The organism is Oxalicibacterium flavum, from assembly GCF_014635065.1.
GTDB classification, from domain to species: Bacteria; Pseudomonadota; Gammaproteobacteria; order Burkholderiales; family Burkholderiaceae_D; genus Oxalicibacterium; species Oxalicibacterium flavum.
The window spans coordinates 136,646-162,031 of sequence record NZ_BMCG01000006.1; the positions used below are offsets into that span (position 1 = coordinate 136,646).

The 25,386-nt window shown below is 60.8% G+C and carries 26 protein-coding genes; 16 read left to right on the forward strand and 10 right to left on the reverse strand.

Features of this window, described 5'->3' with window-relative positions:
- The first annotated feature begins 2 nt into the window (after positions 1-2).
- From IEV38_RS14430 to IEV38_RS14445, 4 genes are all read left to right on the forward strand, one after another.
- Complete coding sequence (locus IEV38_RS14430; protein WP_188397302.1) at positions 3-590, forward strand: class I SAM-dependent methyltransferase; 588 nt, start codon at positions 3-5, stop codon at positions 588-590.
- 82 nt (positions 591-672) lie between these two features.
- Positions 673-1,551, forward strand: a complete 879-nt coding sequence (dapA, locus tag IEV38_RS14435; protein WP_188397303.1) for a 4-hydroxy-tetrahydrodipicolinate synthase — start codon at positions 673-675, stop codon at positions 1,549-1,551.
- Positions 1,552-1,631: 80 nt separating this feature from the next.
- Positions 1,632-2,795, forward strand: a complete 1,164-nt coding sequence (gene bamC, locus IEV38_RS14440; RefSeq protein WP_229729069.1) for an NlpB/DapX family lipoprotein — start codon at positions 1,632-1,634, stop codon at positions 2,793-2,795.
- A gap of 40 nt (positions 2,796-2,835) precedes the next feature.
- Positions 2,836-3,615, forward strand: coding sequence for an MBL fold metallo-hydrolase (locus tag IEV38_RS14445; RefSeq protein WP_188397304.1), 780 nt, complete (start codon positions 2,836-2,838; stop codon positions 3,613-3,615).
- Positions 3,616-3,697: 82 nt separating this feature from the next.
- Here IEV38_RS14445 and IEV38_RS14450 read toward each other — a convergent pair whose 3' ends face one another.
- Both IEV38_RS14450 and IEV38_RS14455 read right to left on the reverse strand, forming a co-directional pair.
- The gene (locus tag IEV38_RS14450) at positions 3,698-3,925 is read right to left on the reverse strand and encodes a hypothetical protein (RefSeq protein WP_188397305.1); all 228 of its coding nucleotides are present in this window, start codon (positions 3,923-3,925) and stop codon (positions 3,698-3,700) included.
- Positions 3,926-4,223: 298 nt separating this feature from the next.
- Positions 4,224-5,351, reverse strand: a complete 1,128-nt coding sequence (locus tag IEV38_RS14455) for a cupin domain-containing protein (protein ID WP_188397306.1) — start codon at positions 5,349-5,351, stop codon at positions 4,224-4,226.
- A 115-nt stretch (positions 5,352-5,466) separates the two neighbouring features.
- Here IEV38_RS14455 and IEV38_RS14460 point away from each other — a divergent pair, with 115 nt between their 5' ends.
- Positions 5,467-6,006 (forward strand): FKBP-type peptidyl-prolyl cis-trans isomerase, encoded by a 540-nt coding sequence (locus tag IEV38_RS14460; RefSeq protein ID WP_188397309.1) that lies wholly within the window; start codon positions 5,467-5,469, stop codon positions 6,004-6,006.
- Between the two features lie 49 nt (positions 6,007-6,055).
- Here IEV38_RS14460 and IEV38_RS14465 read toward each other — a convergent pair whose 3' ends face one another.
- Complete coding sequence (locus IEV38_RS14465) at positions 6,056-7,012, reverse strand: hypothetical protein (protein WP_188397311.1); 957 nt, start codon at positions 7,010-7,012, stop codon at positions 6,056-6,058.
- Entirely contained in the window at positions 7,009-9,696 is a 2,688-nt protein-coding gene (mutS, locus tag IEV38_RS14470) for a DNA mismatch repair protein MutS (RefSeq protein ID WP_188397313.1), read from the reverse strand. The genes IEV38_RS14465 and mutS overlap by 4 nt, the downstream gene beginning before the upstream one ends.
- 262 nt (positions 9,697-9,958) lie before the next feature.
- Between mutS and IEV38_RS14475 the strand changes: the two genes are divergently transcribed.
- On the forward strand, positions 9,959-10,294 hold the full coding sequence (locus tag IEV38_RS14475) for a VOC family protein (RefSeq protein WP_188397315.1): 336 nt from the start codon (positions 9,959-9,961) through the stop codon (positions 10,292-10,294).
- Between the two features lie 69 nt (positions 10,295-10,363).
- Here the strand turns inward: IEV38_RS14475 and IEV38_RS14480 are convergent, their stop codons facing one another.
- Together IEV38_RS14480 and IEV38_RS14485 are read right to left on the reverse strand one after the other, a co-directional pair.
- Positions 10,364-11,710: a DEAD/DEAH box helicase gene (locus IEV38_RS14480; protein ID WP_188397317.1), complete on the reverse strand. Its 1,347-nt coding sequence runs from the start codon at positions 11,708-11,710 to the stop codon at positions 10,364-10,366.
- A gap of 222 nt (positions 11,711-11,932) precedes the next feature.
- A complete protein-coding gene (locus IEV38_RS14485; RefSeq protein WP_188397319.1) occupies positions 11,933-12,727 on the reverse strand; it encodes an inositol monophosphatase family protein in 795 nt (264 codons plus the stop codon).
- 128 nt (positions 12,728-12,855) lie between these two features.
- Here IEV38_RS14485 and IEV38_RS14490 point away from each other — a divergent pair, with 128 nt between their 5' ends.
- The gene (locus tag IEV38_RS14490; RefSeq protein WP_188397321.1) at positions 12,856-13,635 is read left to right on the forward strand and encodes an RNA methyltransferase; all 780 of its coding nucleotides are present in this window, start codon (positions 12,856-12,858) and stop codon (positions 13,633-13,635) included.
- Positions 13,636-13,672: 37 nt separating this feature from the next.
- Here the strand turns inward: IEV38_RS14490 and lexA are convergent, their stop codons facing one another.
- Positions 13,673-14,329: a transcriptional repressor LexA gene (gene lexA, locus IEV38_RS14495; protein WP_188397323.1), complete on the reverse strand. Its 657-nt coding sequence runs from the start codon at positions 14,327-14,329 to the stop codon at positions 13,673-13,675.
- Between the two features lie 290 nt (positions 14,330-14,619).
- Between lexA and rpsF the strand changes: the two genes are divergently transcribed.
- From rpsF to IEV38_RS14530, 7 genes are all read left to right on the forward strand, one after another.
- The gene (rpsF, locus tag IEV38_RS14500) at positions 14,620-14,985 is read left to right on the forward strand and encodes a 30S ribosomal protein S6 (protein ID WP_188397325.1); all 366 of its coding nucleotides are present in this window, start codon (positions 14,620-14,622) and stop codon (positions 14,983-14,985) included.
- 21 nt (positions 14,986-15,006) lie between these two features.
- Positions 15,007-15,330, forward strand: a complete 324-nt coding sequence (gene priB / locus IEV38_RS14505; RefSeq protein WP_188397327.1) for a primosomal replication protein N — start codon at positions 15,007-15,009, stop codon at positions 15,328-15,330.
- Positions 15,317-15,601: a 30S ribosomal protein S18 gene (rpsR, locus tag IEV38_RS14510; RefSeq protein WP_188380186.1), complete on the forward strand. Its 285-nt coding sequence runs from the start codon at positions 15,317-15,319 to the stop codon at positions 15,599-15,601. Before priB ends, rpsR begins: the two co-directional genes overlap by 14 nt.
- A 25-nt stretch (positions 15,602-15,626) precedes the next feature.
- Positions 15,627-16,079, forward strand: coding sequence for a 50S ribosomal protein L9 (gene rplI, locus IEV38_RS14515; protein WP_188397329.1), 453 nt, complete (start codon positions 15,627-15,629; stop codon positions 16,077-16,079).
- A 109-nt stretch (positions 16,080-16,188) separates the two neighbouring features.
- Complete coding sequence (locus tag IEV38_RS14520) at positions 16,189-17,580, forward strand: replicative DNA helicase (RefSeq protein WP_188397331.1); 1,392 nt, start codon at positions 16,189-16,191, stop codon at positions 17,578-17,580.
- Between the two features lie 115 nt (positions 17,581-17,695).
- Positions 17,696-18,322 carry a DUF47 domain-containing protein gene (locus IEV38_RS14525; RefSeq protein ID WP_188397333.1) on the forward strand — a complete coding sequence of 209 codons (627 nt, stop codon included), beginning with the start codon at positions 17,696-17,698 and terminating at the stop codon, positions 18,320-18,322.
- Between the two features lie 133 nt (positions 18,323-18,455).
- Positions 18,456-19,463, forward strand: coding sequence for an inorganic phosphate transporter (locus tag IEV38_RS14530; protein WP_188397334.1), 1,008 nt, complete (start codon positions 18,456-18,458; stop codon positions 19,461-19,463).
- A gap of 61 nt (positions 19,464-19,524) precedes the next feature.
- On the opposite strand, the gene IEV38_RS14535 is transcribed toward IEV38_RS14530, so the two are convergent.
- The 3 genes from IEV38_RS14535 to IEV38_RS14545 form a co-directional block, all read right to left on the reverse strand.
- Positions 19,525-21,201 (reverse strand): PhoH family protein, encoded by a 1,677-nt coding sequence (locus IEV38_RS14535; RefSeq protein WP_188397335.1) that lies wholly within the window; start codon positions 21,199-21,201, stop codon positions 19,525-19,527.
- A 238-nt stretch (positions 21,202-21,439) separates the two neighbouring features.
- The gene (locus IEV38_RS14540) at positions 21,440-21,934 is read right to left on the reverse strand and encodes a peroxiredoxin (RefSeq protein ID WP_188397336.1); all 495 of its coding nucleotides are present in this window, start codon (positions 21,932-21,934) and stop codon (positions 21,440-21,442) included.
- Positions 21,935-22,076: 142 nt separating this feature from the next.
- On the reverse strand, positions 22,077-22,451 hold the full coding sequence (locus tag IEV38_RS14545; RefSeq protein WP_188397337.1) for an Mth938-like domain-containing protein: 375 nt from the start codon (positions 22,449-22,451) through the stop codon (positions 22,077-22,079).
- Positions 22,452-22,729: 278 nt separating this feature from the next.
- On the opposite strand from IEV38_RS14545, the gene IEV38_RS14550 reads away from it, so the two are divergent.
- Both IEV38_RS14550 and IEV38_RS14555 read left to right on the forward strand, forming a co-directional pair.
- The gene (locus IEV38_RS14550) at positions 22,730-23,962 is read left to right on the forward strand and encodes a pyridoxal phosphate-dependent aminotransferase (RefSeq protein WP_188397338.1); all 1,233 of its coding nucleotides are present in this window, start codon (positions 22,730-22,732) and stop codon (positions 23,960-23,962) included.
- 53 nt (positions 23,963-24,015) lie between these two features.
- A complete protein-coding gene (locus IEV38_RS14555) occupies positions 24,016-25,326 on the forward strand; it encodes a homoserine dehydrogenase (RefSeq protein WP_188397340.1) in 1,311 nt (436 codons plus the stop codon).
- Positions 25,327-25,386: the final 60 nt, after the last annotated feature.

Sequence of the window (25,386 nt, forward strand, 5' to 3'; positions counted from 1 at the left end):
GCATGGATACGCTGCGCAAGCCCGATCTGCACGAAGCCACCGGCCAGCCGTCGCCGTGGGTGCGTCGCTTTGTCGGCCTGATTCCATCTGGAGAAGTACTCGATCTGGCGTGCGGCTCCGGCCGCCACAGCCGTCTGCTGGCGTCATTGGGGCATTCCGTCCTGGCTGTTGACCGCAATCCTGCCAGCCTCGCCGCGGCCGCCGGGCCGGGTATCGCGGTGCAGGAACTTGATCTGGAAACGGGTGATGCTGCGCGTTCTTGGCCGTTCACGTCGGCGTGCTTCAGCGGCATCGTGGTGACCAATTACCTGCATCGGCCGTTATGGCCGCTGCTTGCCGCTAGCCTGGCACCGGGTGGCGTCCTGATCTACGAAACCTTTGCGGTCGGCAATGAGCAATTTGGCAAGCCTTCCAACCCCGATTTTCTGCTGGCGCGCGGCGAATTGCTGAAGGTCGCGGCCGAACATGGTCTGCATGTCATCGCTTTCGAGGATGGCTGCGTTACTTCTCCCAAGCCGGCGATGCTGCAGCGCATCTGCATGGCGAAGGCAGGCGGTGCCGAAGCACCGGCGCGCTTCGTCCTCGATTGATTTCCTTGGGGCCGGACTGCACCATACGCCCGGACGATCCGCTACAATCACCTATTCTCATTTTTTCGTTCTCACACCTATCATGATTCAGGGCAGCATTCCGGCAATCGTTACTCCCATGCACGCAGACGGTTCTCTCGATTACCCGGGCTTGCGCAAGTTGATCGATTGGCACATCGCCGAAGGCACCGACGGCATCGTTATCGTTGGCACGACGGGCGAATCGCCCACCGTTACCGTTGAGGAGCACTGCGAACTGATTCGTGTCGCCGTTGAGCATACGGCAAAGCGCATTCCGATCATCGCCGGCACCGGCGGCAACTCGACCGACGAGGCGATCGAACTCACGCAGTTCGCCAAGGACGTCGGCGCGGATGCCTCGCTGCAGGTCGTGCCCTACTACAACCGTCCGACCCAGGAAGGCATGTACCAGCACTTCAGGAAGATCGCCGAGGCGGTGGACCTGCCCGTGATCCTCTACAACGTGCCGGGACGCACCGTGGCCGACATGTCGAACGACACCATCCTGCGGCTGGCGCAACTGCCGGGCGTGATCGGCGTCAAGGATGCCACCGGCAACATCGGCCGCGGCTGCGACCTGATGCGTCTCGCACCCGAAGGCTTTGCCGTCTATTCGGGCGACGATCCGACTGCCATGGCGCTGATGCTCTGCGGTGCCAAGGGCAACATCTCGGTAACCGCCAATATCGCACCCAGGGCCATGCACGAGCTCTGCAAGGCGGCGATGGAAGGCCGCGTGGCCGATGCGATCGCGATCAACAACAAGATGCTCCCGCTGCACAACAAGCTCTTCGTCGAACCCAATCCGGTTCCGCTCAAGTGGGCGATGGCCGAGATCGGTCTGATTCCGCCGGGCATGCGCCTGCCGATCGTGCCGCTGGCGAGCGAATTCCACGAGACCGTGCGCAAGGCGATGCGCGAATCGGGTGTATTACAATAAGCGTTTGCATTGGCCTGGCTGACCCGATGTCGCGCTAGGTGATGGTCAGGCATTCACTTCATTACTCGGAAGACTTCTTCATGGCTCAACGCAGCTTCGCAACACACGGAATTGTTTACGCACTGGCATTGGCCGGTCTGGCCGGATGCAGTTCGATCAATTCGATGCTCGAACCGAACCGCCTTGATTACAAGAGCGAAACGCAGAATACGGACAAGACACCCAAGCTCGAGATTCCTCCCGATCTGACGCAGTTGCAACGTGAAAACCGCTACGCATTGCCGGATCAGAACCGCGGCACCGCAACAGCGTCTTCCTACAATACCCAGCAGGCTACGCGTCCGGCTGAACAGACGACGGCAACTGCAGTGGCGCCGACCCGCGTCGCCGATGTGCGCATCGAACGCAGCGGTTCGCAACGCTGGCTGGTGGTCAACCAGACTCCAGAGGAACTGTGGCCGCGCATCAAGGATTTCTGGCAGGACAACGGCTTCCTGATCAACATCGATTCGCCTTCGACCGGCGTGCTGGAAACCGACTGGGCCGAGAACCGCGCCAAGATCCCGCAGGACTTCATTCGCCGCAACCTCGGCAAGATTTTCGATTCGCTGTATTCGACCGGCGAGCGTGACAAGTTCCGCACGCGCCTGGAGCGCGGTGCCGACGGTACCACCGAAATCTATCTGAGCCATCGCGGCGCGGAAGAAGTGCTGACCGGTCAGGACAACGAACGTACGGTATGGACTGCACGTCCTTCCGATCCGGAACTCGAGGCTGAATTCCTGTCGCGCCTGATGACGCAACTGGGCGTGGAAGGCACGCGTGCCAAGGCGGCAGTTGCCAGCGCGGCACCGCAGGCTGCACGCAGCAAGCTGGTAGCAGGCGTGCAGGGCAGCTATGTCCAGGTTGACGAAGGCTTCGACCGCGCATGGCGTCGCGTTGGCCTGGCACTGGATCGCGTCGGCTTCACGGTCGAGGACCGGGATCGTGCGCAGGGCCTGTATTTCGTGCGCTATGTGGATCAGGGCGATGATGCTCAGAACACGCAGAAGAAAGGTTTCCTTGGCAATCTGTTCTCCTTCGGTTCCAGCAAGGAAAAGGAAAAAACTGCTGCACGCTACCGTATCTCGGTGCGCGGCGCGACCGATTCCAGCCAGGTGACGGTTCTGAACAACGAAGGCCAGGTCGAAGCTTCCAAGACCGGCGAGCGCATCCTGACGCTGCTGAACGAACAGCTCAAGTAATCTTCATGCCGTTTCCGATCTGCCGTTGCCGAGGTTGGCATTGAAATTTGCCAGCCTTGGCAGCGGCAGTGAAGGCAACGCGCTTCTCATTTCTTCCCGATCCGGCACGACGAGCACCACTGTCATGCTGGATTGCGGGTTCGGCATTCGGGAAACCGAACGCCGCCTCGCAAGAGTTCAACTGGCCCCGGAAAACCTGTCCGCGATCGTCGTGACTCACGAACATCAGGATCATGTCGGCGGCGTCTTCAAGTTTGCGCGTCGCCACCGTATTCCGGTCTGGCTCAGTTACGGCACCTATCAGGCCGTGCATGACCGCTGCGAGGAGGTGGATCTGCATTTCTGCCGTGACGGTGATGCGCTTGCGATTGGCGATCTGCTGTTGCAACCCTATACCGTTCCGCACGATGCCAACGAGCCCATACAGTATGTGGCCAGTGACGGAGCTTGCCGGTTGGGCGTGCTGACCGATGCCGGTCATGCGACCGCACATATGATCGAAGCCTTGGGCGGTTGCGATAGCCTGCTACTGGAATGCAATCATGATGTGCAGATGTTGCGCGATTCCGCTTATCCGCCGTTTCTCAAGCACCGCATCGGCGGGGATTACGGACATCTGTCCAACGATGCTGCAGCCGCCATCCTTGAGGCGATCGATCGCTCTCGGCTGCGGCGCGTCGTGGGAGCGCACTTGAGTTCGAAGAACAATACGCCAGCGCTGGCGCGTGCCGCGATGGAGAGTGTGGTGGGAAATTCGCTGGAGATTGCCATTGCTTGTCAGGAAGATGGTTTTGGCTGGCTGGAAATCGGTCCGGACTAGTGCGTCCTGCAGCGATCACAATGTAAGTAGCCAATAAAAAAGCCGACCCTTGAGTCGGCTTTTCCAATTCAGAAGAACTGAATTATTTTGCTGCAGGCGCTTCGGTTGCTGCAGGTGCTTCAGCAGGAGCGTCAGCTGCAGGGGCTGCAGGTTCTGCTGCAGGAGCTGCTGGCTCGGTTGCTGGTGCTTCTGCTGCTGGCGTTTCGGCTGCCGGTGGGGTGACGACTTCAACAGCAGGCGCTTCTTCTTTTTTGCTGCAGGCGGTCAGGGCGATAGCGAACAAGGATGCGATCAGCAGGGATTTGGTCATGATTTATCTTTCAAATAAGTCAATGTTAATGTCAATGGGCAACGTTTTATTTCGGCGATGAATAATTACTGGGAATTAATCGCTCTTAGGTGGCTGGTGTTGTACGAACCTTGCTGCGGTGCGATGCAACGAAGCTTCCTAGCCGAGAATTATAGCGCTTCTTTTTGCCTATGACACAACGGTTTTTTGTAATTTATCAAGAGCGATGTCACTATGGACAACACTCTTTTCGAAAAGATTCCCGATAAATATAAGATATTGTTTTTAAACAAGTTTTTTTCGGAAAAATACGGGCGTTTCAGGCTTGTGAAATCACCAGCCAGCCGTCGTTGTACCAAGTCTGCAATGCATCCATGACATCTGCGGAGACCGTGGCGATTTTCTCTGCGGAAAGCTGCCGTTCGTCGGCCAGCGAGGCCAGTATTCGGAGGTCGTCTGTGCCGACTTCGAAGGATGTTCCATTGATGAATATATAACTTCCGCGGTATAGCATGATGGTCTTGCGGGACAGGTGTATGCCCGCCTTTTTTGCCGATTGTGCAAAGCGATTGCGCGCGAGCGGGGCGGCGGGCTTGTCGAAAACCACATTGAGCTTGGGTTCGGACAGGTATTCGCCAATGAACAGGACGAGGTCATCGCGGGTGAAGCGCACCTTGTCGAGTTCACGACTGATGCGTGTGAGCATGCCGCTGCCGATTTCGGCCGGGCGCGCGGCCGGCTTCAGATCGGGATCTGCATATCGGCCTGGTAGATCGATGGTATCGATCATGGATTCGAGGAAGGCTTCGCCGAGTTCCTGGTAGGAAGGCGCACGGAATCCGATCGAATATGTCATGCACTCATCCATGGCCGTGCCTTCGTGCGCATAGTGGGGTGGCAGGTAGAGCATGTCGCCGGGCCCCAGCACGAATTCCTGCTCGGGCTTGAAGTTCTTCAGTATTTTCAGCGGTACGCCTTCGACCAGCGACAGATCGGTCTGTGCGCTGATGCGCCAGCGGCGATGACCGTGTGCCTGCAGCAGAAATACATCGTAGGAGTCGAAGTGCGCGCCGACGCCGCCGTTTTCGGTCGCATAGCTGATCATCAGATCGTCGAGCCGCGTGTCGGGAATGAAGCGGAATTGACGCATCAGCGCATCTGCCGCATCGTTATGCAGATTGACTCCCTGTACCAGCAAGGTCCAGTTTTTTTGCGTCAGAGGCGGAACCGCATCGAACGGGCCGCTGTCCATTTCCCATTGCTTGCGGGCATGGATGATCAGCCTGGATTCGACTTCTTCCTGTCTGACCAGCTCGAACAGCGCATCGCGCGTCAGCAATGGCTGGAAGCCCGGAATGGCGTTGCGAATCAAAAGGGGCTTCTTGTGCCAGTAGTCGCGCAGAAATTCGGCGGCACCGAGGCCGCCCAGCAGGTTCGATTTTTTCATTGCGGCATTATAGGTCAGGCACGCGGTCTCAAACATGTCACGGACGTGCGTCCAAATGAATGTCGGACATACATGCGCAGGTATAATTGGCGTTACTCCAATGAAAGGAATCATCATGCAGATTGCCAAGAATACGGTCGTGACCGTGGATTACAAATTGTGGGATGCCCAGGGTGAGCTGATCGAGGAAGGTCGCGAGCCGATGGTCTATCTGCATGGCGGATACGAAAACACCTTGCCGAAGATCGAGGAAGCGCTCGATGGCAAGGATGTCGGTTACGAAAACACGATTCAGGTCGAGCCCGAGGATGCCTTTGGTGATTACGATCCGGAACTGGTCAAGATCGAGCCGCGCAACCGTCTGCCGACTCCGCTCGAGGTCGGCATGCAGTTCGAGGGTTCGCCCGAAACACCGGATGACGACGAAATGCCCGTTATCTTCACGGTGACCGATATCGCCGACGACAAGGTGGTGCTGGACGGCAATCATCCGCTGGCCGGCATGGCCTTGCGCTTCACGCTGAAGGTCACCGACGTGCGCGCCGCTACCGAAGAGGAAATCGCGCATGGTCACGTGCATGGACCGCACGGTCATCATCACCATGCCGACGATGACGAAGACGGCGACCAGTTCCGCAGCGTGCCTTTGCATTGATGGGGCACGGTCTCATGTCATGAAAAAAGGATGCCTCGTGCATCCTTTTTTACTGGTTCGGCGTTTGTCGTGCGGTGCCTGTGTTGCCGACATGCCGTGAAACGGCGAACAGCTGAGGCTGCGCCGGATCGATCCGGATACGGGTCCAGGACGGATCGATGCGCAACGCACCGATGTTTTCCTTCCAGACGATATGCTGCCGGCCGGCATCACGGTCCGCATCGTTGTCGCCATGCACGATCAGGATGCGGCCCGGGTATTCCTTTGCCGCCTGCACGATCTGCTGGCGGATGCTGGCGAACCCCTCTCTTTTCTCGCTCGAGAAGAAGCCCGAAGTACGCGCGCGATGCGCCAGCGGATTGGCATCGGCGAACAGCACGATACCGGTCAGCCGATTGCTTTTTGCGGTGATGAACAGGCGCTTGAGCCAGTCGCTGTTGGCGACCTGACGGTCCTCGTACTCGCTGTTGCGACCCGCGGCATTCAGATAGTTATTGTTATTGTTGGGCAGGTTGATGGTGGCAAACAGCACGTCGCCGATACGCCAGTGCATGTTTTCGGCATAGAGGCGGAAAGACGGAATGGCCGATTGTCGTACCAGTGGCAGCTTGCTGTCGCCGAACGAGAATTCGTCGGTGAAGAACATTTCGCGCACATGCGCAATGCGTTCGATCGCCGTCGAGCGCTTGCGCGCGTCGAGGCAGCGCACCCAGTCGCCGGCGGCAAGCGAAACGATCAAGCCATTCTTGGCGCTGTCGAACAGGGCGCGCCTTTCCCGATACAACTCGTCGCTGCACGGCTCGTCATCGGCCTTGATGCCGGTGGTGACGATGAAGGCCAGATTGTCGCGGTCGGTCTGGGCAATGGCCTCCTTCAGCGATGCGGCGGCTGTCGCGGCATTTTCAGGATGCGCGATCACGCCGAAGCTGAACGGTGTGCCTGCCGCTGCCAGCAGCGGGAGTGCCAGTGCCAGGCTGGCCAGCAGATGCCTTGACTGCATGCTCATGAGGCAGATGATTCGCCAAGCTGTTTCAGGCGATACAGGGTGTCGAGCGCTTCACGCGGCGTCAGTGCATCGGGATCGATCCCGGCCAGCGCTTCTTCCACTGCCGATGGCGCCTGTGCAACCTCGTCCTCCTGTGCCATGCCCGGCACTTGCGCCGAGAACAGGTCGAACTGCGGCGTCGGCTGCATCGAGCCGGCCTCGAGCGAAGCGAGGTGCCGGCGCGCTGCGCGTATCACTGGCTGCGGCACGCCGGCCAGCTGCGCCACCTGCAGGCCGTAGCTCTGCGAGGCCGGGCCCGGCTGCACTGCGTGCAGGAAGACGATGCGGTCCTTGTGCTCGACTGCAGACAGGTGCACGTTGGCTGCGCTTGCATGCATCTCGGGCAACTGGGTGAGTTCGAAGTAGTGGGTGGCGAACAGCGTGAAACTTTGCGTGGTCTCGATCAGGTGGCGCGCGATGGCCCAGGCCAGCGCGAGACCATCGAAGGTCGAGGTGCCGCGGCCGACTTCGTCCATCAGCACCAGCGAATGCGCGGTGGCGCCGTTCAGGATGGCGGCCGACTCGGTCATCTCGACCATGAAGGTCGAGCGGCCGCCGGCCAGATCGTCGGCGGCGCCGATGCGCGTGAAGATGCGGTCGATGGGGCCGATGGCCGCGCTGGCTGCCGGCACGAAGCTGCCGACGTAGGCGAGCAGGGTGATCAATGCGACCTGCCGCATGTAGGTCGATTTACCACCCATGTTGGGGCCGGTGATCAGCAGCAGCTTGCGTTCGTCGCTGAGCAGGCAGTCGTTGGCGATGAAACGTTCGATGTGGTTCTCGACCACCGGGTGCCGGCCCTGTTCGATGCGGATCATGGGTTCGGCCACCAGTTGCGGTGCGATCCAGTTGTGGCGCGCCGCATGGTCTGCCAGCGCGGTCAGCACATCGAGCTGCGCAATCGCGCAGGCGATGTCCTGCAGCGCCGGAATGTGAGTCAGCAACTGCTGCAGCAATTGTTCGTACAGGACTTTTTCGCGCGACAGCGCACGCTCCTGTGCCGACAGCGCCTTGTCTTCGAAGGCCTTGAGTTCGGGCGTGATGTAACGCTCGGCATTCTTCAGTGTCTGGCGACGACGGTAGTCGTCCGGCACCTTGTCGGTCTGGCCGTGCGTGACCTCGATGTAGAAGCCGTGCACCTTGTTGTATTCGACGCGCAGGTTGGCGATGCCGGTGCGCGCGCGTTCGCGTGTTTCAAGGTCGACCAGGAACTGGCCGGCGTTCTCGGACAGGGCGCGCAATTCGTCGAGCTCGGCATCGTAGCCGCGCGCGATGACGCCGCCGTCACGCACCATGGCCGCAGGTTCCATCGCGATGGCGCGCTCGATCAGGTCCAGGCATTCGCTCGGAGTGGCGAGGTCGTCGTGCAGTGCGCGCAACAGCGGAGAATCGGCATCCTTGTTGCACATCGAGAGGTAGGCGCGCAGCGATGGCAATTGCTGCAGGCCGCCACGCATGCCGGCCAGATCGCGCGGGCGCGCACTCAACAGGGCGATGCGGGTGGTGATGCGTTCGATGTCGGGCACCGAGGCCAGCGTGGAGAACAGCCCCGAGGTGGCGTCGGCACGCAGCAGGGCACCGATCGCCGCGTGGCGCGCGCGTGCAATCGCCTGATCGCGTTGCGCATGATGCAGCCAGTGACGCAGCAGGCGCGAACCCATCGAGGTGCGGCAATGATCGAGCAGGGCGAACAGGGTGGCGCCTTGCTGTTCCTGGCCACGGATGGATTCCGTCAGTTCCAGATTGCGCCGCGTGGCCGCGTCCAGCCCGATGTATTCGTTTTCGTTATCAACCTTGAGCGCGCGGACGTGCTGCAGGCCGCGTCCCTGAGTGGATTGCGCGTATCGCAGCAGGGCGCCGGCGGCGCCGAGCGCGGCGCTCATCGATTCTGCACCGAAGCCGGTCAGGGTCGCCACATTCAATTGGTCGAGCAGGGCGCGGCTGCCCTGTTCGATATCGAAATGCCAGTCCGGCACGGTGGTGTTGCGGGCAAATGCATAATCGCCCATGGGGGTATCGATGCTGCCGGGAATCAGGATTTCGGCGGGCGCGATACGCTCCAGTTCGTGGCGCAGGCGGGCATCCACATGCTGCGGTTCTGAAGTGAATTCCATCAGCTTCAATGCGCCGCTGGCCAGCGACAGCCAGGCGATGCCGACCGTCAGCCCACGGCGTTGCGTGGTGCAATAGAGCGCCAGCAAAGGCTGTTCCGACTTTTCTGGCAACAGGTCGGCATCGGTCAGCGTGCCGGGCGTGATGACGCGCAATACCTTGCGTTCGACCGGCCCCTTGCTGGTGGCAGGATCGCCGATCTGTTCGCAGATGGCGATCGATTCGCCGAGCTTGACGAGCTTGGACAGATACTGCTCGACCGCGTGGAAAGGCACGCCGGCCATCTTGATCGGTTGCCCGTTCGAGCTGCCGCGCTGCGTGAGCGTGATGCCGAGCAGGCGCGCGGCTTTTTCGGCATCTTCGAAGAACAGTTCGTAGAAGTCGCCCATCCGATAGAACACCAGCGTGGTCGGATAGTCCGCCTTGATGCGCAGATACTGCTGCATCATCGGCGTATGCGCGCTTTTGGCATCGCCCGCCGTGCCTTGCGTGGTGATGGGTTTTTCTGCTGGCTGAGAATTCTTCAGAGGCATATCGTCGATCTGTTTATACGGTTTCGCCCTGGGCGGACAGGATGCGGCTCTCATGGACAAGGCGGCGCTGTCGCTGCAGGCGGTGAATCGACATTATTGTATACAGGCGTACCGCCGCATACAAAGGCCTGCTTCACTGAAGGTCATTGACTTGAAGTCGGGGGAAATCTAAGCTGTCCACGTATCCGGCCCGTCGCATGATGGGCGGCATACCGAATGCGGCCATTGCGATATCCAACAGCCTGCGGAAGGATGCACCATCATGTCCATTACGCTTCTCTTGCGTTGCCACGACATGGAGAAGACTGCGGATTTCTATCGCAGCATTCTCGGCTTCCGTGTCACCATCTCTTCCGGCATTCTCACCGTGGAAAAAAACGGCGGCAAGATCGTCTTCACCGATCGCGATCTGTGGAATGTGCCGCTCACCTGTTCAGGCACGGTTTATTTCACCGTGCCCGACATCGAAGCCTATTACTCGACTGTCGAGGACAAGAACATCGTGGCGTGGCCGATTCAGGAAATGCCTTACGGTGCGATCGAGTTCGGCATCGTTGATTGCAACGGCTATTACCTCGCGTTCCAGCAGCGGATGTAGCGTCCGCACCATCTTCCCGTGAAGGAACCGCCTCCATGCGCATTGCATGCGTGGGAGGCGGGTTATTCGTCAGCGACCGCGGCCGCCCGAACGATGCTGTGCGGCTGAACGTCCGCCAGCTGCGGTGCCGGCAGGCGGTTTGCCTGGCATGCCGCGGCCGGTCTGGCCGCCGCCGGGCTTGCCGCCAGGACGGGCATTGCCTTGTTGTGGGCGTCGTCCGCCGCCATGTCCCTGGCTGCGCAGCTGGATGGGTTGCGGCTTCGCGTTCGGATCGGGTTCGAAGCCCGGTACCACTTCCGACGGCAGCTTGCGCTTGATGAGCTTTTCGATGTCCCTGAGCATGACGTGCTCATCGACGCAGACCAGCGATACGGCCTCGCCGGTGGCGCCGGCGCGGCCGGTGCGGCCGATGCGGTGCACGTAATCCTCGGGCACGTTCGGCAGGTCGTAGTTGACCACGTGCGGCAGCTGGTCGATGTCGATGCCGCGTGCTGCGATATCGGTGGCGACTAGCACCTGGAGCTTGCCTTCCTTGAATTCGGAGAGTGCCTTGGTGCGTGCGGTCTGGCTCTTGTTGCCATGGATCGCCATGCCGCTGATGCCGTCCTTGCCGAGCTGTTCGACCAGACGGTTGGCGCCATGCTTGGTGCGCGTGAAGACCAGCACCTGCGACCAGTCGTTGCTCTTGATCAGGTGCGCCAGCAACGGATGCTTGCGGTCGCGATCGACCGGGTGGATCTTCTGTTCGATGACTTCGACCGTCGAGTTGCGGCGTGCGACCTCGATGGTGGCCGGCGAATCGAGCAGGCCGTCGGCCAGTGCCTTGATCTCGTCGGAGAAGGTGGCCGAGAACAGCAGGTTCTGGCGCTTGGGCGGCAGCGCGGCGAGCACCTTGCGGATGTCGCGGATGAAGCCCATGTCGAGCATGCGATCAGCCTCGTCGAGCACCAGGATTTCGATATTGTCGAGATTGACGGTGCCTTGCTGCATGTGGTCGAGCAGGCGGCCCGGCGTGGCGACCAGGATATCGACACCGTGCTGCAGCAGCTTGATCTGCGGATTGATGCCGACGCCGCCGAAGATCACGGCGGAATTCAGCTTCAGGTACTTGCCATAGATACGCACGCTTTCCTCGACTTGCGCCGCGAGTTCGCGCGTCGGCGTCAGCACCAGTGCACGAATCGCGCGTGCTGAAGTGTTGTTGGCATGTTGCTTGCCGCTGGTTGAGAGGCGATGCAGCATCGGCAGCGTGAAGCCGGCAGTCTTGCCGGTGCCGGTCTGGGCGCCGGCCAGCAGGTCGCCGCCGTTGAGGACGGCCGGAATGGCCTGGGTTTGAATTGGAGTGGGTTGGGTATAGCCCTGTTCGGTTACGGCACGAACGATACCTTCGGCGAGGCCGAGGTCGGAAAATGACATGAAAACTCAGTATGGAAAGATCGGCCTGTCGCCGCTGGGGCGCCAGTCTCAGGCAAACGGATTGGAGACGAAAGTCATGATGGACAGCGGCAGGCTGACTGGCGAATCTGCCGCGTGCGTGCAGTATAGCAGCAGGGCGCAATGCCTGCTGCGCTGCGATCGGAAAGGACGTGCTGCGAGAGGAATGGCCCGGCGCGATGCGACGCCCGGGCCTTGCGAGAATTACTTTGCGAAGCCGCCGAGCAGCGCGACGAGTTGCGCGAACACCTTGGGATTGCCGGCCAGGACATCGCCCTTGTACAGATAGTCGGAGTCGCCGGCAAAGGTGCCGACGATGCCGCCGGCTTCGGTGATCAGCAGCGAGCCGGCTGCCACGTCCCACGGCTGCAGGCCTTTCTCGAAGAAACCGTCGAGACGGCCGGCGGCGACGTAGGCCAGGTCGAGCGCGGCCGAGCCGGGGCGGCGCAGGCCGGCGCAGCTTTGCGTCATGATCTTGAACATCTTCAGGTATTCGTCGATGTTGTCGCCGGTGCGGAATGGGAAGCCGGTGCCGATCAGCGCATCGGCCATCTTGTCGCGGCGCGTGACGCGGATGCGCTTCTCGTTGAGGAAGGCACCGGCGCCCTTGGTGGCGGTGAACAGGTCGTTGCGGTTGGGGTCATAGACCACGGCCTGCGTGATCTGGCCGCGATGCTGGAGTGCGATCGAGACCGCGTACTGCGGAAAGCCGTGGATGAAGTTGGTGGTGCCGTCGAGCGGATCGATGATCCAGACGTATTCCTTCTCGTCGTGCAGATTGGTGGAAGGACCCGATTCCTCGGCCAGCACGGCGTGATCAGGATAGGCATTGAGAAGAACCTCGATGATCGCCTGCTCGGCGGCCTGATCGACCTCGGTCACGAAGTCGTTCGGCGATTTTTCCGTGACCTTGATGCGATCGAGGTCGAAGGAGGCGCGGTTGATGACGGCAGCGCCGCGGCGGGCAGCCTTGACCGCCGTGTTGAGCATGGGATGCATAGGGATTCCGTTAAAATGGCGGCGCCGTGCGCAAGCGCGAAAGACACTGCCTGATTTGACCTTAATGAGCGATGCGGCAACAACTGGCGAGCTTCCGCCCGTTTTGCCGCGCAATGCCGCTATTTTAAATGAACCTGCCGCAAACCGACACGCCTCTTTTCGACCGCCTGCGTTTCGTGCTGGTGGAAACCAGCCGACCCGGCAACATCGGCGCCACGGCGCGTGCCATGAAGAACATGGGCTTCTCGCAGCTGGTGCTGGTCAATCCGCGTTTCGACGATGCATTGGCGCGCGAGGAAGCCGTGGCCTTCGCCAGCGGTGCGCAGGACATCCTGTCCGCCGCGCGCGTCGTGGGTTCGCTGGAGGAGGCGCTGGCCGGCTGCAATTTCGCGGCGGCAGTCAGTGCGCGCCTGCGCGAGTTCTCGCCACCGGTGCTGACGCCGCGCCGTTTCGCCGCGCGCCTGCACGAGCAGGCCGATCTGCGTGCGGCCGTGGTGTTCGGCAACGAGCGCTTCGGCCTGCCCAACGAGGCGGTGCAGCGTTGCAATGTGCTGATCAACATCCCGGCCAATCCCGACTATTCGTCGCTGAACCTGGCGCAGGCGGTGCAGGTGATTTCCTATGAGGCGCGCATGGCGTGCGCGGCGGAAGAGCCGGGCGCGGCGGAATCCGGTATCGGTTTTCAGGGAGAAGTGGCGAGCCGTGCGCAGGTGGAAGGCATGTACGCGCATCTGGAGCAGGCGCTGATCGCGATCGACTTTCTCGATCCGGACAACCCGAAGAAGCTGATGCCGCGCCTCAAGCGCCTGTTTGCGCGTACCGAACTGGAAACCGAAGAGGTGAACATCCTGCGCGGCATCGCCAGCCAGATCCTGACCGCGCGCAAGCGCATCAGGACGAAGGAATGAACAGGTAGCCGGGCAGGGTAGGTGAGGCGGGGCAGCCTCAGTTCCAGCTGCGCATCAGGCCGACGGCCAGGCCCTCGAGCGTGAATTCGTCGCGCGAGAGATCGACGCGGATCGGTTCGAAGTCGGGATTCTCCGGCAGCAGTTCGACCAGCGCACCGGACTTCTGGTAGCGCTTGACGGTCACGTCGTCGCCGAGGCGCGCCACCACGATCTGGCCGTTGCGCGCGCTGTCGGTCTTCTTCACCGCCAGCAGGTCGCCGTCGAGGATGCCGGCGTCGCGCATCGACATGCCGCGCACCTTGAGCAGGAAATCCGGTTTGGCCGAGAACAGCGAACGATCGACGTCGTAGGTTGCCTCGATGTGTTCCTGCGCCAGGATCGGCGAGCCGGCGGCCACGCGGCCGACCAGCGGCAGGCTCAGCTGCATGAGGGCAGGATGCGGCAGCGCCATTTGTGTCGTATTGCCGCGCTCGCTGCTGCCGTGGTCCTTGAGGCGGATGCCGCGCGAGGTGCCGGGCGAAATTTCGATGGCACCCTTGCGCGCCAGTGCCTGCAGGTGTTCCTCGGCGGCGTTGGCGGAGCGGAAGCCCAGTTCGGCGGCGATCTCGGCGCGTGTGGGCGGGAAGCCCGTGTTGTCGATCGCGTCGCGGATCAGATTCAGGATTTGTTCCTGGCGTGCTGTCAGTTTGATCATTGCCGAACCCGGTATGTCGCCACGCGAGCGCGGCTGTGGATATGAACAGTCTGTATTTTTATACAGTGCATGATGGAAAGCAAGTGGATTGACAACATGACGCGCAGAAATATCCCGGTGTGGCGTGCAATTCCGCTACAAAATGGGCCGAAAGGCTGCGAAATCGCCGTGCAGATCGGCTGCGGCAATTGAGTTTGGCGCGTTTTGCGCGTATGATTGCGGGTTTTCCTCTTCCCACACTCGTCCGACGCCGGGGTGGGCGATCTTCAAATAGTCCATAAGGAGCTTACATGCGTCATTACGAAATCGTATTCATCGTCCATCCGGATCAAAGCGAGCAAGTGCCCGCCATGATCGAACGCTACAAGGGCATCGTCACCGCACGTGGCGGCGTCGTTCACCGCGTCGAAGACTGGGGCCGTCGTCAACTGGCCTACATGATCCAGAAACTGGCAAAAGCACACTACGTCTGCCTGAACATCGAATGTGACAGCGAAACGCTGGCCGAAATCGAAACCGGCTTCAAATTCAACGATGCAGTCCTGCGTCATCTGACCGTCAAGATGAAGAAGGCCGAGACCGCACCGTCGCCGATGATGAAGGCCGTGCAGAAGGAAGATGCAGCCAAGAACCGTACCGAGGCGCCTGCTGCCTGATAGGGCATTGACGTACCGGGAGTGAATCAGCTTCAGATCGTTGCCACCATCGCCGAGCGTGAAATTCTGCGCTATTCACCGGCAGGCATTCCGATTGTGTCCGCAGTATTGGTGCACAGTTCGCAGCAGATGGAGGCAGGCGTCGCGCGATTGACCGAGTTCGAGATTGCCGCGATGGCGGCGGGCGAGATTTCAGGTCGATTCGATCGCGCCGAACTGGGCGGAACGTACCGATTCACGGGTTTCCTGGCACGCAAGAGCCGCAACAGCAAAAGTCTCGTATTTCATCTTACAGATTTCGAAGAACCACATTCAGATACAGGAGCCAAAAATGGCATTCGGTAAAAAATTCGACAAAAACAAGCTCAAAGAAAAACGCAAGCAACAAAACCCGCTGTTCAAGCGCAAGAAGTTCTGCCGCTTCACCGCAGCACACGTTGAACAGGTTGATTACAAAGACATCGACACCCTGAAGGATTTCGTCCAGGAAAACGGCAAGATCATGCCGGCACGCCTGACCGGTACCAAGGCGATCTACCAGCGCCAGGTCGACACCGCGATCAAGCGCGCACGTTTCCTCGCGCTGCTGCCGTACACCGATCTGCACAACGCCTGATCAACGACTGAAATAGGAGAAAAACATGCAAGTCATTCTGTTGGAAAAAGTCGTTAATCTCGGCAACCTCGGTGATGTCGTCAAGGTCAAGGACGGCTACGCCCGCAATTTCCTGATCCCGCAACGCAAGGCGCGTCGTGCAACGACGGCTGCTGTTGCCGAATTCGAAGTCAAGCGCGCCGAACTGGAAAAGATCGCCGCCGAAAAACTGGCAGCGGCAACCGCCCAGGGCGAAAAACTGGCTGGCCAAAGCCTGCAGATCTCGCAGAAAGCCGGTGTTGATGGCCGTCTGTTCGGCTCGGTCACCAACGGCGACATCGCCCAGGTGCTGGCCAAGCAGGGCTTCGATGTCGAGAAGTCGCAAATCCGCCTGCCGAACGGTCCGCTCAAGACCACCGGCGACCATACGGTTTCCGTGGCACTGCACACCGACGTCGTGATCGATGTGACGATCGCCGTGATCGGCGAACAGGCCTGATCGGGAAGCATATTTCAGGCACTTTGTCTGTTGAAAAAGCCGGGATTTTTCCCGGCTTTTTTGTTGGCTTCCCACGATAGCATCTCCGTCTGGCAGTATAATGCGCGCCATGAACACCCCATCCGATCCGCAGCTGGATTCCCTTCGCGTTCCTCCCCATTCGATCGAGTCTGAACAGTCCGTACTGGGCGGTCTGCTGCTCGACAATGCGGCCTGGGACCGGATTGCGGATTTCGTCAGCGAGGACGATTTCTACCGCTACGACCATCGGATCATCTTCCAGCACATCGTCAAGCTGATCAACGGTTCGCGTCCGGCCGACGTCATTACCGTGTTCGAGGCGCTGAGCACCAGCGGCAAGGCCGAGGAAGTCGGCGGCCTGTCCTATCTGAATGCGCTGGCGCAGAACACGCCGTCGGCGGCCAACATCCGCCGCTATGCCGAGATCGTGCGCGACCGTGGCGTGCTGCGCAAACTGATCACGGTGGCCGACGAAATCTCGGGTGCCGCTTTTCATCCGCAGGGCAAGGAAGTCAAGCAGATGCTGGACGAGGCCGAGTCCAAGATTTTCGCCATTGCCGAAGAAGGCTCGCGTGGCGCACAGGGGTTTCAGGAAATTCAACCGCTGCTGACGCAGGTGGTCGAGCGTATCGACGAGCTCTACAGCCGCGACAGCAACAGCGACATCACCGGCGTGCCGACCGGCTTTGCCGACCTCGACCGCATGACCTCCGGCCTGCAGCCAGGGGACTTGGTCATCGTCGCCGGCCGTCCGTCGATGGGCAAGACCGCGTTCTCGATCAACATCGGCGAGAACGTCGCGATCGAAAGCGGCCTGCCGGTTGCCGTGTTCTCGATGGAGATGGGCGGCACCCAGCTCGCCATGCGTATGCTGGGCTCGGTCGGCCGGCTCGACCAGCACCGCCTGCGTACCGGCCGCCTGGTCGACGAGGACTGGCCGCGCCTGACGCATGCAATCCAGAAGATGAACGATGCGCAGCTCTACATCGACGAGACGCCGGCACTGAGCCCGATCGAATTGCGCGCGCGTTCGCGTCGCCTGGCGCGTCAGTGCGGCAAGCTGGGCCTGATCATCATCGATTACCTGCAGCTCATGTCGGGCAACGGCGGCAGTTCGTCGGAAAACCGCGCCACCGAAATCTCGGAAATCTCGCGCAGTCTGAAAGGGCTGGCGAAGGAACTCAACTGCCCGGTGATCGCGCTGTCGCAGTTGAATCGTTCCCTGGAGCAACGTCCGAACAAGCGCCCGGTGATGTCCGATCTGCGCGAATCGGGCGCCATCGAGCAGGATGCCGACGTCATCCTGTTCATCTACCGCGACGAAGTTTACAATCCGGATTCGCCGGACAAGGGCACGGCCGAGATCATCATCGGCAAGCAGCGTAACGGTCCGATCGGCGCGGTGCGGCTGACCTTCCTCGGGCAGTACACCAAATTCGAAAACTATACCGGCGGCGCTTCGGTATATCAGGGCGATTGAGCACTCTATGACCGTGTCGCGCGCTTTGTCCGTGTTCTGCTTCGAATCATGCCGCGCGGGTCTCGTCGCTGGTGCCTTATCGATTTCAATGTCTTAATCTTCAAAGAGAGTAATCATGTTTGGACGACTTCTGCCGAAAGAAGGCAAATTCTTCGATCTCTTCAACGAGCATGCCGAGTTCTGCGTCAAGGGTGCCAAGGAAATGGTCGCGCTGATGACCAATTTCGACGATCTCGAAATCCGCGTGCACGCCATCGAAGGCATCGAGAAGCAGGCGGATCAGGTCACGCACGCGACGCTGGATGCGCTGCACAAGACCTTCATCACGCCGCTCGATCGCGATGACATCCATCAACTGATTACGCGCATGGACGATATCCTCGACCTGATGGAAGATGCGGCGCAGACCATCTCGCTGTACGACATCAAGGCGATCACGCCGGAAGCCAAGCGCCTGGCCGAACTGTGTTTGGCATGCACCGAAAAGGTGAAGGCAGCGGTCGGCCTGTTGCACAACATGGACAACTCGCGCCAGATCCTCGAGATCTGCCAGGAAATCGATCGCCTGGAATCGGATGCCGACCACGTCATGCGTGCGGCCATGTCCAAGCTGTTCCGCGAGGAGCCGGACGTGCGCACGCTGATCAAGCTCAAGGCCATCTATGAACTGCTGGAGACCGTGACCGATCGTTGCGAGGACGTTTCCAACATCATCGAAGGCATCATCGTCGAAAACGCCTGATCGGGCGAAAACCGCCGCCATTGTGCGGCGGTTTGCATTGAGGGAGGGCAGGTGACCTGCTTTCCGGTTTCCCGGTTGCTGCTCATGCGAAAAGCCATGCGGCAACCCGTGCGAATTAAAAAAGATCATACCCATGCAAACCCTTACCATGAGTTTTTACGTCCTGGCCTTTCTGGTGATCCTGGCCCTGGTCTTCGATTTCATGAACGGCTTCCACGATGCCGCCAACGCGATCGCGACCGTGGTCTCGACCGGCGTGCTCAAGCCGCAGACGGCCGTCGCCATGGCGGCCTTCTTCAACTTCAGCGCGATCGCGGTGTTCCACCTGAAGGTGGCGGCCATGATCGGCACCGGCACCATCGACCCGATCGTGATCGACCATTACGTGGTGTTCGGCGCGCTGGTCGGTGCCATCGTCTGGAACCTGCTGACCTGGTACTTCGGCCTGCCGTCGTCGTCCTCGCATGCGCTGATCGGCGGCCTGGTCGGCGCCGCAGTCGCCAAGGCGGGCACCGATGCGCTGATCGCTTCCGGCCTGCTGAAGATCATCCTGTTCATCGTGCTGTCGCCGATGCTGGGCTTCCTGTTCGGTTCGCTGATGATGCTGCTGGTGTCGTGGCTGTTCGTGCGTTCTTCGCAGCGCACGGTTGACCGCTGGTTCCGCCGTCTGCAGCTGATCTCGGCTGCCATGTACAGCCTCGGCCACGGCGGCAACGACGCGCAGAAGACCATGGGCATCATCTGGATGCTGCTGATCGCGGCCGGCACCATGACCGCTTCCGATCCGCTGCCGACCTGGGTGATCCTGAGCTGCTACAGCGCGATCAGCCTCGGCACGCTGTTCGGCGGCTGGCGCATCGTCAAGACCATGGGCCAGAAGATCACCAAGCTCAAGCCGGTTGGCGGGTTCTGCGCCGAGACGGGCGGCGCCATCACGCTGTTCCTCGCCACCATGCTCGGCATCCCGGTCTCGACCACGCACACCATCACCGGCGCCATCGTCGGCGTCGGCGCTTCGCGCAAGATGTCGGCGGTGCGCTGGGGCGTGGCTGGCAACATCGTCTGGGCCTGGATCTTCACGATCCCGGCGTCGGCCTTCGTGGCCGCCATCGCCTGGTGGATCGGCGTGCAGTTCCTGTAAGAGCTGCATCCATGAAAAAGCCCGCCTTCAAGGCGGGCTTTTTGTTTGGCGGCGTATGCGCTTACAGTACGTCGCTCGCGTGGTCCGCGAGGCGCGAACGCTCGCCACGCGCCAGCGTCACGTGGCCGCTGTGCGACCAGCCCTTGAAGCGGTCAACCACGTAGGTCAGGCCGCTCGAGCCTTCGGTCAGGTAGGGCGTGTCGATCTGCGCGATGTTGCCGAGGCAGACGATCTTGGTGCCGGGACCGGCGCGCGTGACCAGCGTCTTCATCTGCTTGGGCGTCAGGTTCTGCGCCTCGTCGATGATCAGGAACTTGTTGACGAAGGTGCGGCCGCGCATGAAGTTGAGCGACTTGATCTTGATGCGCGAGCGGATAAGGTCCTGCGTCGCCGCACGGCCCCAGTCGCCGGCATCGTTGTCGGACTTGTTGAGCACTTCGAGGTTGTCGTCGAAGGCGCCCATCCACGGCCCCATCTTTTCTTCCTCGGTACCCGGCAGGAAGCCGATGTCCTCGCCGACCGGCACCGTCACGCGCGTGACGATGATTTCGCTGTAGAGCTTGGTCTCGAGCACCTGCGCCAGGCCCGAGGCGAGTGCCAGCAGGGTCTTGCCGGTGCCGGCCTGGCCGAGCAGGGTGACGAAGTCGCATTCCGGATCGTTGAGCAGGTTGAGCGCAAAGTTCTGTTCGCGGTTGCGCGCTGTCACGCCCCACACGCTGTTCTTGTTGTGCGTGTAGTCGCGCAGGGTCTGGATCACGGCGGTCTTGCCGTTGATCTGACGTACCTGGCCGTAGAACGATGCTTCGCCGTTCTGCGGTTCCATATAGACGAACTGGTTGACCAGCATCTGCGGTACCAGCGGACCGGTCAGGCGATAGAAGGTGTAGCCGGTGCCGTGCTTGTTCTCCTGCCAGGATTCCATGCCCTTGGCATGCTTTTCCCAGAAGTCGTCCGGCAACTGCATGATGCCCGAGTAGAGCAGGTCGGTGTCTTCCAGCACGTGGTCGTTGAAGTATTCCTCGGCCGGCAAGCCCATCGCACGCGCCTTGATGCGCATGTTGATGTCCTTGGACACCAGCACCACCGGGCGGCCCGGATGCTGGGTTTCCAGTGCCTGCACCACGCCGAGAATCTGGTTGTCGGCCTTGCCGTTGGGCAGGCCGGTCGGCAGCGGCACGTCGGTGAGCTTGGTCTGGAAGAACAGGCGTCCCCCGGCATCCTTGTTGCCGAGCTTGGCGAGCACGATGCCTTCGTCGATCTCGCTTTCTTCCACGCCGCTGACCAGAGCATCGAGTGTGCGCGACACCTGCCGCGCGCTGCGCGCCACTTCCGACATGCCTTTCTTGTGGTCATCGAGTTCCTCGAGCGTGATCATCGGCAGATAGATGTCGTGCTCGTCGAAGCGAAACAGTGCGGTTGGATCGTGCATCAGCACATTGGTATCGAGCACGAACAGCTTGGTCGGTCCGTTCTTGGCGGCTTGACGGCGACCGCCGGACTTTTGCGCACTTGCCTGAGGTGCATTGGCCTGCGGCGCGTTGGCGGCAGCGCGCGGGCGGGCGGGCGTGGTCTTTTCGGTACTTCTGGCCATGGGGGAAGAAGCCGGCGCGGGATCGGTTTTGCGCGCCGATGGCTCGATCAGCGTCAGCGATTTGACGATCTTGTCCTTGTCGGCCTTCGGGTAATCCTGAGGGGAGAGCAGTGCGGCAGGCTTGGTCGGTAATTTAGGCAGGGGCATCAGGACCTCGATCTAGAAAGTTTGAAGAACAGTGCAAACAAACGGTACAAACGGATGGCAACGCCGGGAAGACTGATGCGGAAGGGTTGAAAAAACGGATGACGGCGACACGCCGGGCGGAGAAAGTCGCCAAAGCTGCGAATCGAAAAGCAAAAAAGCCGTTTGGGAAGGCGCATGGCCTAATCCGCAAACGGCTTTCCGTGAAAAAGATTCTTTTGAATTCAATGGGTTCTGCAACCTAGGCAAGAGCCTTTACAAACTCCAGTACTTCATCGATGTGTCCAGGCACTTTCACTCCACGCCATTCTTTCACCAATCTGCCCGACTCGTCAATGACAAAGGTGGAGCGTTCGATGCCGCGCACCTTCTTGCCGTACATGTTCTTGATCTTCATCACGTTGAACAGGTTGCAGAGTTCTTCGCCGGGATCGGAAATGAGGGGAAAGGGCAGGTCGAGCTTGGCCTTGAAGCCTTCGTGCGAGCGCAGGCTGTCGCGACTGACGCCGACGATCTCGGCATTGGCGGCCTGGAACTGCGGATACAGGTCGCGGAACTGAATGCCTTCGGTCGTGCAGCCCGGTGTATTGTCCTTGGGATAGAAATAGAGGACGATTTTCTTCCCTTTGTAATCAGACAGTTGGAATGTCTGTTCGCCGGTCATAGCGGCGGAAAATTCGGGCACCGTCTTGCCGACAGCGGATACCGCTTCTGCTGCGGCGTGTTCTTGTTCCATGTTTTCCTCTTCCTGGGCGGTTGGTGCCGCTGGTCAGCGGCGGGCAGTCAGGCTCCCCCTGCTTGCGGGCAACGTTCAGACCTTGTCAGGGCGATATGGGGGCGTTTTGGCATGATTCAAGCAAGGCGCTGCCGTAAAGCCGTCAGTCCTCGAAAATCAGGGCCAAGGCTACCTTGCGGCCCTCTCCCATGAGGATGTTGTAGGTCCGGCAGGCCGCCTGATTGTCCATGCTTTCGACGCCGACGCGGCGTTGCGTCAGCGGCGCGATCAGGCGCGGATGAACGAAGCGCTGGCGTGCACCGGTGCCGAGGATCACGACATCGGGCTCCAATGCGTCGATCTGCTCGAAGTGGGAATTCGACAATGCGTCGAAACTGGCCACTGGCCAGGCGACCGGCGCCGCTTCCGGCAGCACGAGCAGGCTGTGTTCGAAGCGCTTGAGGTTGATTTCGACGCCATCGTCGTCGTAGGCGGTGACGGTCTGGTATTGCTGGGTAGAGGTGTCGTGAAGCTTCATGGCATTGGTCGCAAGCGAACGCGCGGGTCCGCCGTCGGCATGGCAAAAATGGAAGGGTTATTGTAACGTTTTCATCGCCGCGACTGCCTTTATCGATTGATAAAATCACGCATTTTAGGCAAAATGACTCTCTTTGCCGTGCCGCAAGACACGGCCTTTCCTGACGCCGGATTCGTCCCCGCCTCGTCCCGCTTTCCCCCTGGCGCCGAAGGTCACGGCGCAGCCTGCATCTGCGAGCCGCCTCTTGCAGCTCCTGCAACACACAAGGAACCCACGCTGTGCGACCGATTCAAAAATCGAAAAAACTGGATGACGTCTGTTATGACATTCGCGGCCCCGTGCTCGAGAAGGCGCGCCAGATGGAGGAAGACGGGCACAAGATCATCAAGCTGAACATCGGCAACCTGGCGACCTTCGGTTTCGACGCACCGGACGAGATCGTGCAGGACATGATCCGCAACATGGCCAACTCGTCGGGCTATACCGATTCGAAGGGCCTGTTTGCACCGCGCAAGGCGGTCATGCAGTATTCGCAGGAGAAGAAGGTCGCCGGCGTCACGATCGACGACATCTACCTCGGCAACGGCGCCTCCGAACTGATCGTCATGAGCGTCAACGCGCTGCTCAATACCGGCGACGAAGTGCTGGTGCCGTCGCCCGACTATCCGCTGTGGACCGCCGCAGTGAGCCTGTCAGGCGGCACGCCGGTGCACTACGTCTGCGACGAGCAGGCCGACTGGTTCCCGGACATCGAGGACATCAAGCGCAAGATCACGCCGAACACCAAGGCCATCGTCGTCATCAACCCGAACAATCCGACCGGCGCGCTGTATCCGGTCGAACTGCTGCAGCAGATCGTCGAGGTCGCGCGCCAGCACCAGCTGATCGTGTTCGCCGACGAGATCTACGACAAGGTGCTGTACGACGGCAACGTCCATACCTCGATCGCCTCGCTGGCGGACGACGTGCTGTTCATCACCTTCAACGGCCTGTCCAAGAATTACCGTTCGTGCGGCTATCGCGCCGGCTGGATGGTGGTGTCCGGCGAAAAGCGTCACGCTACCGATTACATCGAGGGCCTCAACATGCTGGCCTCGATGCGCCTGTGTGCCAACGTGCCGGGGCAGTACGCGATCCAGACTGCGCTCGGCGGCTACCAGAGCATCAACGATCTGGTCGGTCCCGGCGGCCGTCTGCTCAAGCAGCGCGACCTCGCGCACAGGCTGCTGACCGAGATTCCGGGCGTGACCTGCGTCAAGCCGAAGTCGGCGCTCTACATGTTCCCGCGCCTCGATCCCAAGATGTACCCGATCGCGGACGATCAGGATTTCGCCTATCAGCTGCTGGCCGAGGAAAGCGTGCTGATCGTGCAGGGCACCGGCTTCAACTGCCCGACCACCGACCACTTCCGCGTGGTGTTCCTGCCCAACTCGGACGACCTGACGGTGGCGATCGGCCGCATCGCGCATTTCCTCGAAGGCTATCGCCGCCGTGTCGGCGTGGCTGCCTGATTCTTCCGGTCGATGGCGGCGCTGCCGGCGCCGCCGCCCTTAATGCAGAGATTATGAAACCCATCAAAGTAGGCCTGTTAGGCATCGGCACCGTCGGCGCCGGCACGTTCAACGTACTCAAGCGCAACCAGGAAGAGATCGCACGCCGCGCCGGCCGCGGCATCGAGATCGTGATGGTGGCCGACCTCAACCCGGAACGCGCGCGCGAACTGGTCGGCGCGCAGTGCGAAGTCGTCGGCGACGGCAATCTGGTGGTGGCCCATCCTGAAATCGACGTCGTCATCGAACTGATCGGCGGCTACGGCGTGGCGCGCGAACTGGTGCTCAAGGCGATCGCCAACGGCAAGCACATCGTGACCGCCAACAAGGCGCTGCTCGCCACGCATGGCGACGAAATCTTCCGCGCCGCGCAGGACAAGGGCGTGATGGTCGCGTATGAAGCCGCAGTGGCCGGCGGCATCCCGATCATCAAGGCACTGCGCGAAGGCCTGACCGCCAACCGCATCGAATGGATCGCCGGCATCATCAACGGCACCACCAACTTCATCCTCTCCGAAATGCGCGAGAAGGGCCTCGACTTCGACACCGTGCTGCGCGAGGCGCAGCGGCTGGGCTATGCCGAAGCCGATCCGACCTTCGACATCGAAGGCGTGGATGCCGCGCACAAGGCGACGCTGATGGCCGCCATCGCCTTCGGCATCCCGGTGCAGTTCGACAAGGCGCATGTCGAGGGCATCACCAAACTGGAAGCGGTCGATATCCGCTACGCCGAACAGCTCGGCTACCGCATCAAGCTGCTCGGCATCGCCAAGCGCACCGATCAGGGCGTCGAGTTGCGCGTGCATCCGACCCTGATCCCGGCCAAGCGCCTGATCGCCAACGTCGAAGGCGCGATGAACGCGGTGCTGGTGCAGGGCGACGCCGTCGGCGCCACGCTCTACTACGGCAAGGGCGCGGGTTCCGAGCCGACTGCGTCGGCCGTGATCGCCGACCTCGTCGATATCGCGCGTCTGGCCGATGCGCAGCCCGAGCATCGCGTGCCGCACCTGGCATTCCAGCCGCAGTCGATGTCCGACCTGCCGATCCTGCCGATCGCCGAGGTGACCACCAGCTACTACCTGCGCCTGCACGTGGCCGACAAGCTCGGCGTGCTGGCCAACGTGACCAGCATCCTGGCCGAATCGACGATCTCGATCGACGCCATGATGCAGCGCGAACCGGCGCTCGGCGAGACGCAGACCGACATCATCATCCTGACGCACCAGACGCAGGAAAAGAACGTCGAGGCGGCCATTGCCAAGATAGAAAAACTGCCGACGGTACTGGGCAAGGTGACCAAGCTGCGGCTCGAGCATCTGAGCTGATCGCGGTTACGGCACGCACCGGAAAAGGGAAATCGGGAAAAGGGCGCTACGGCGCCTTTT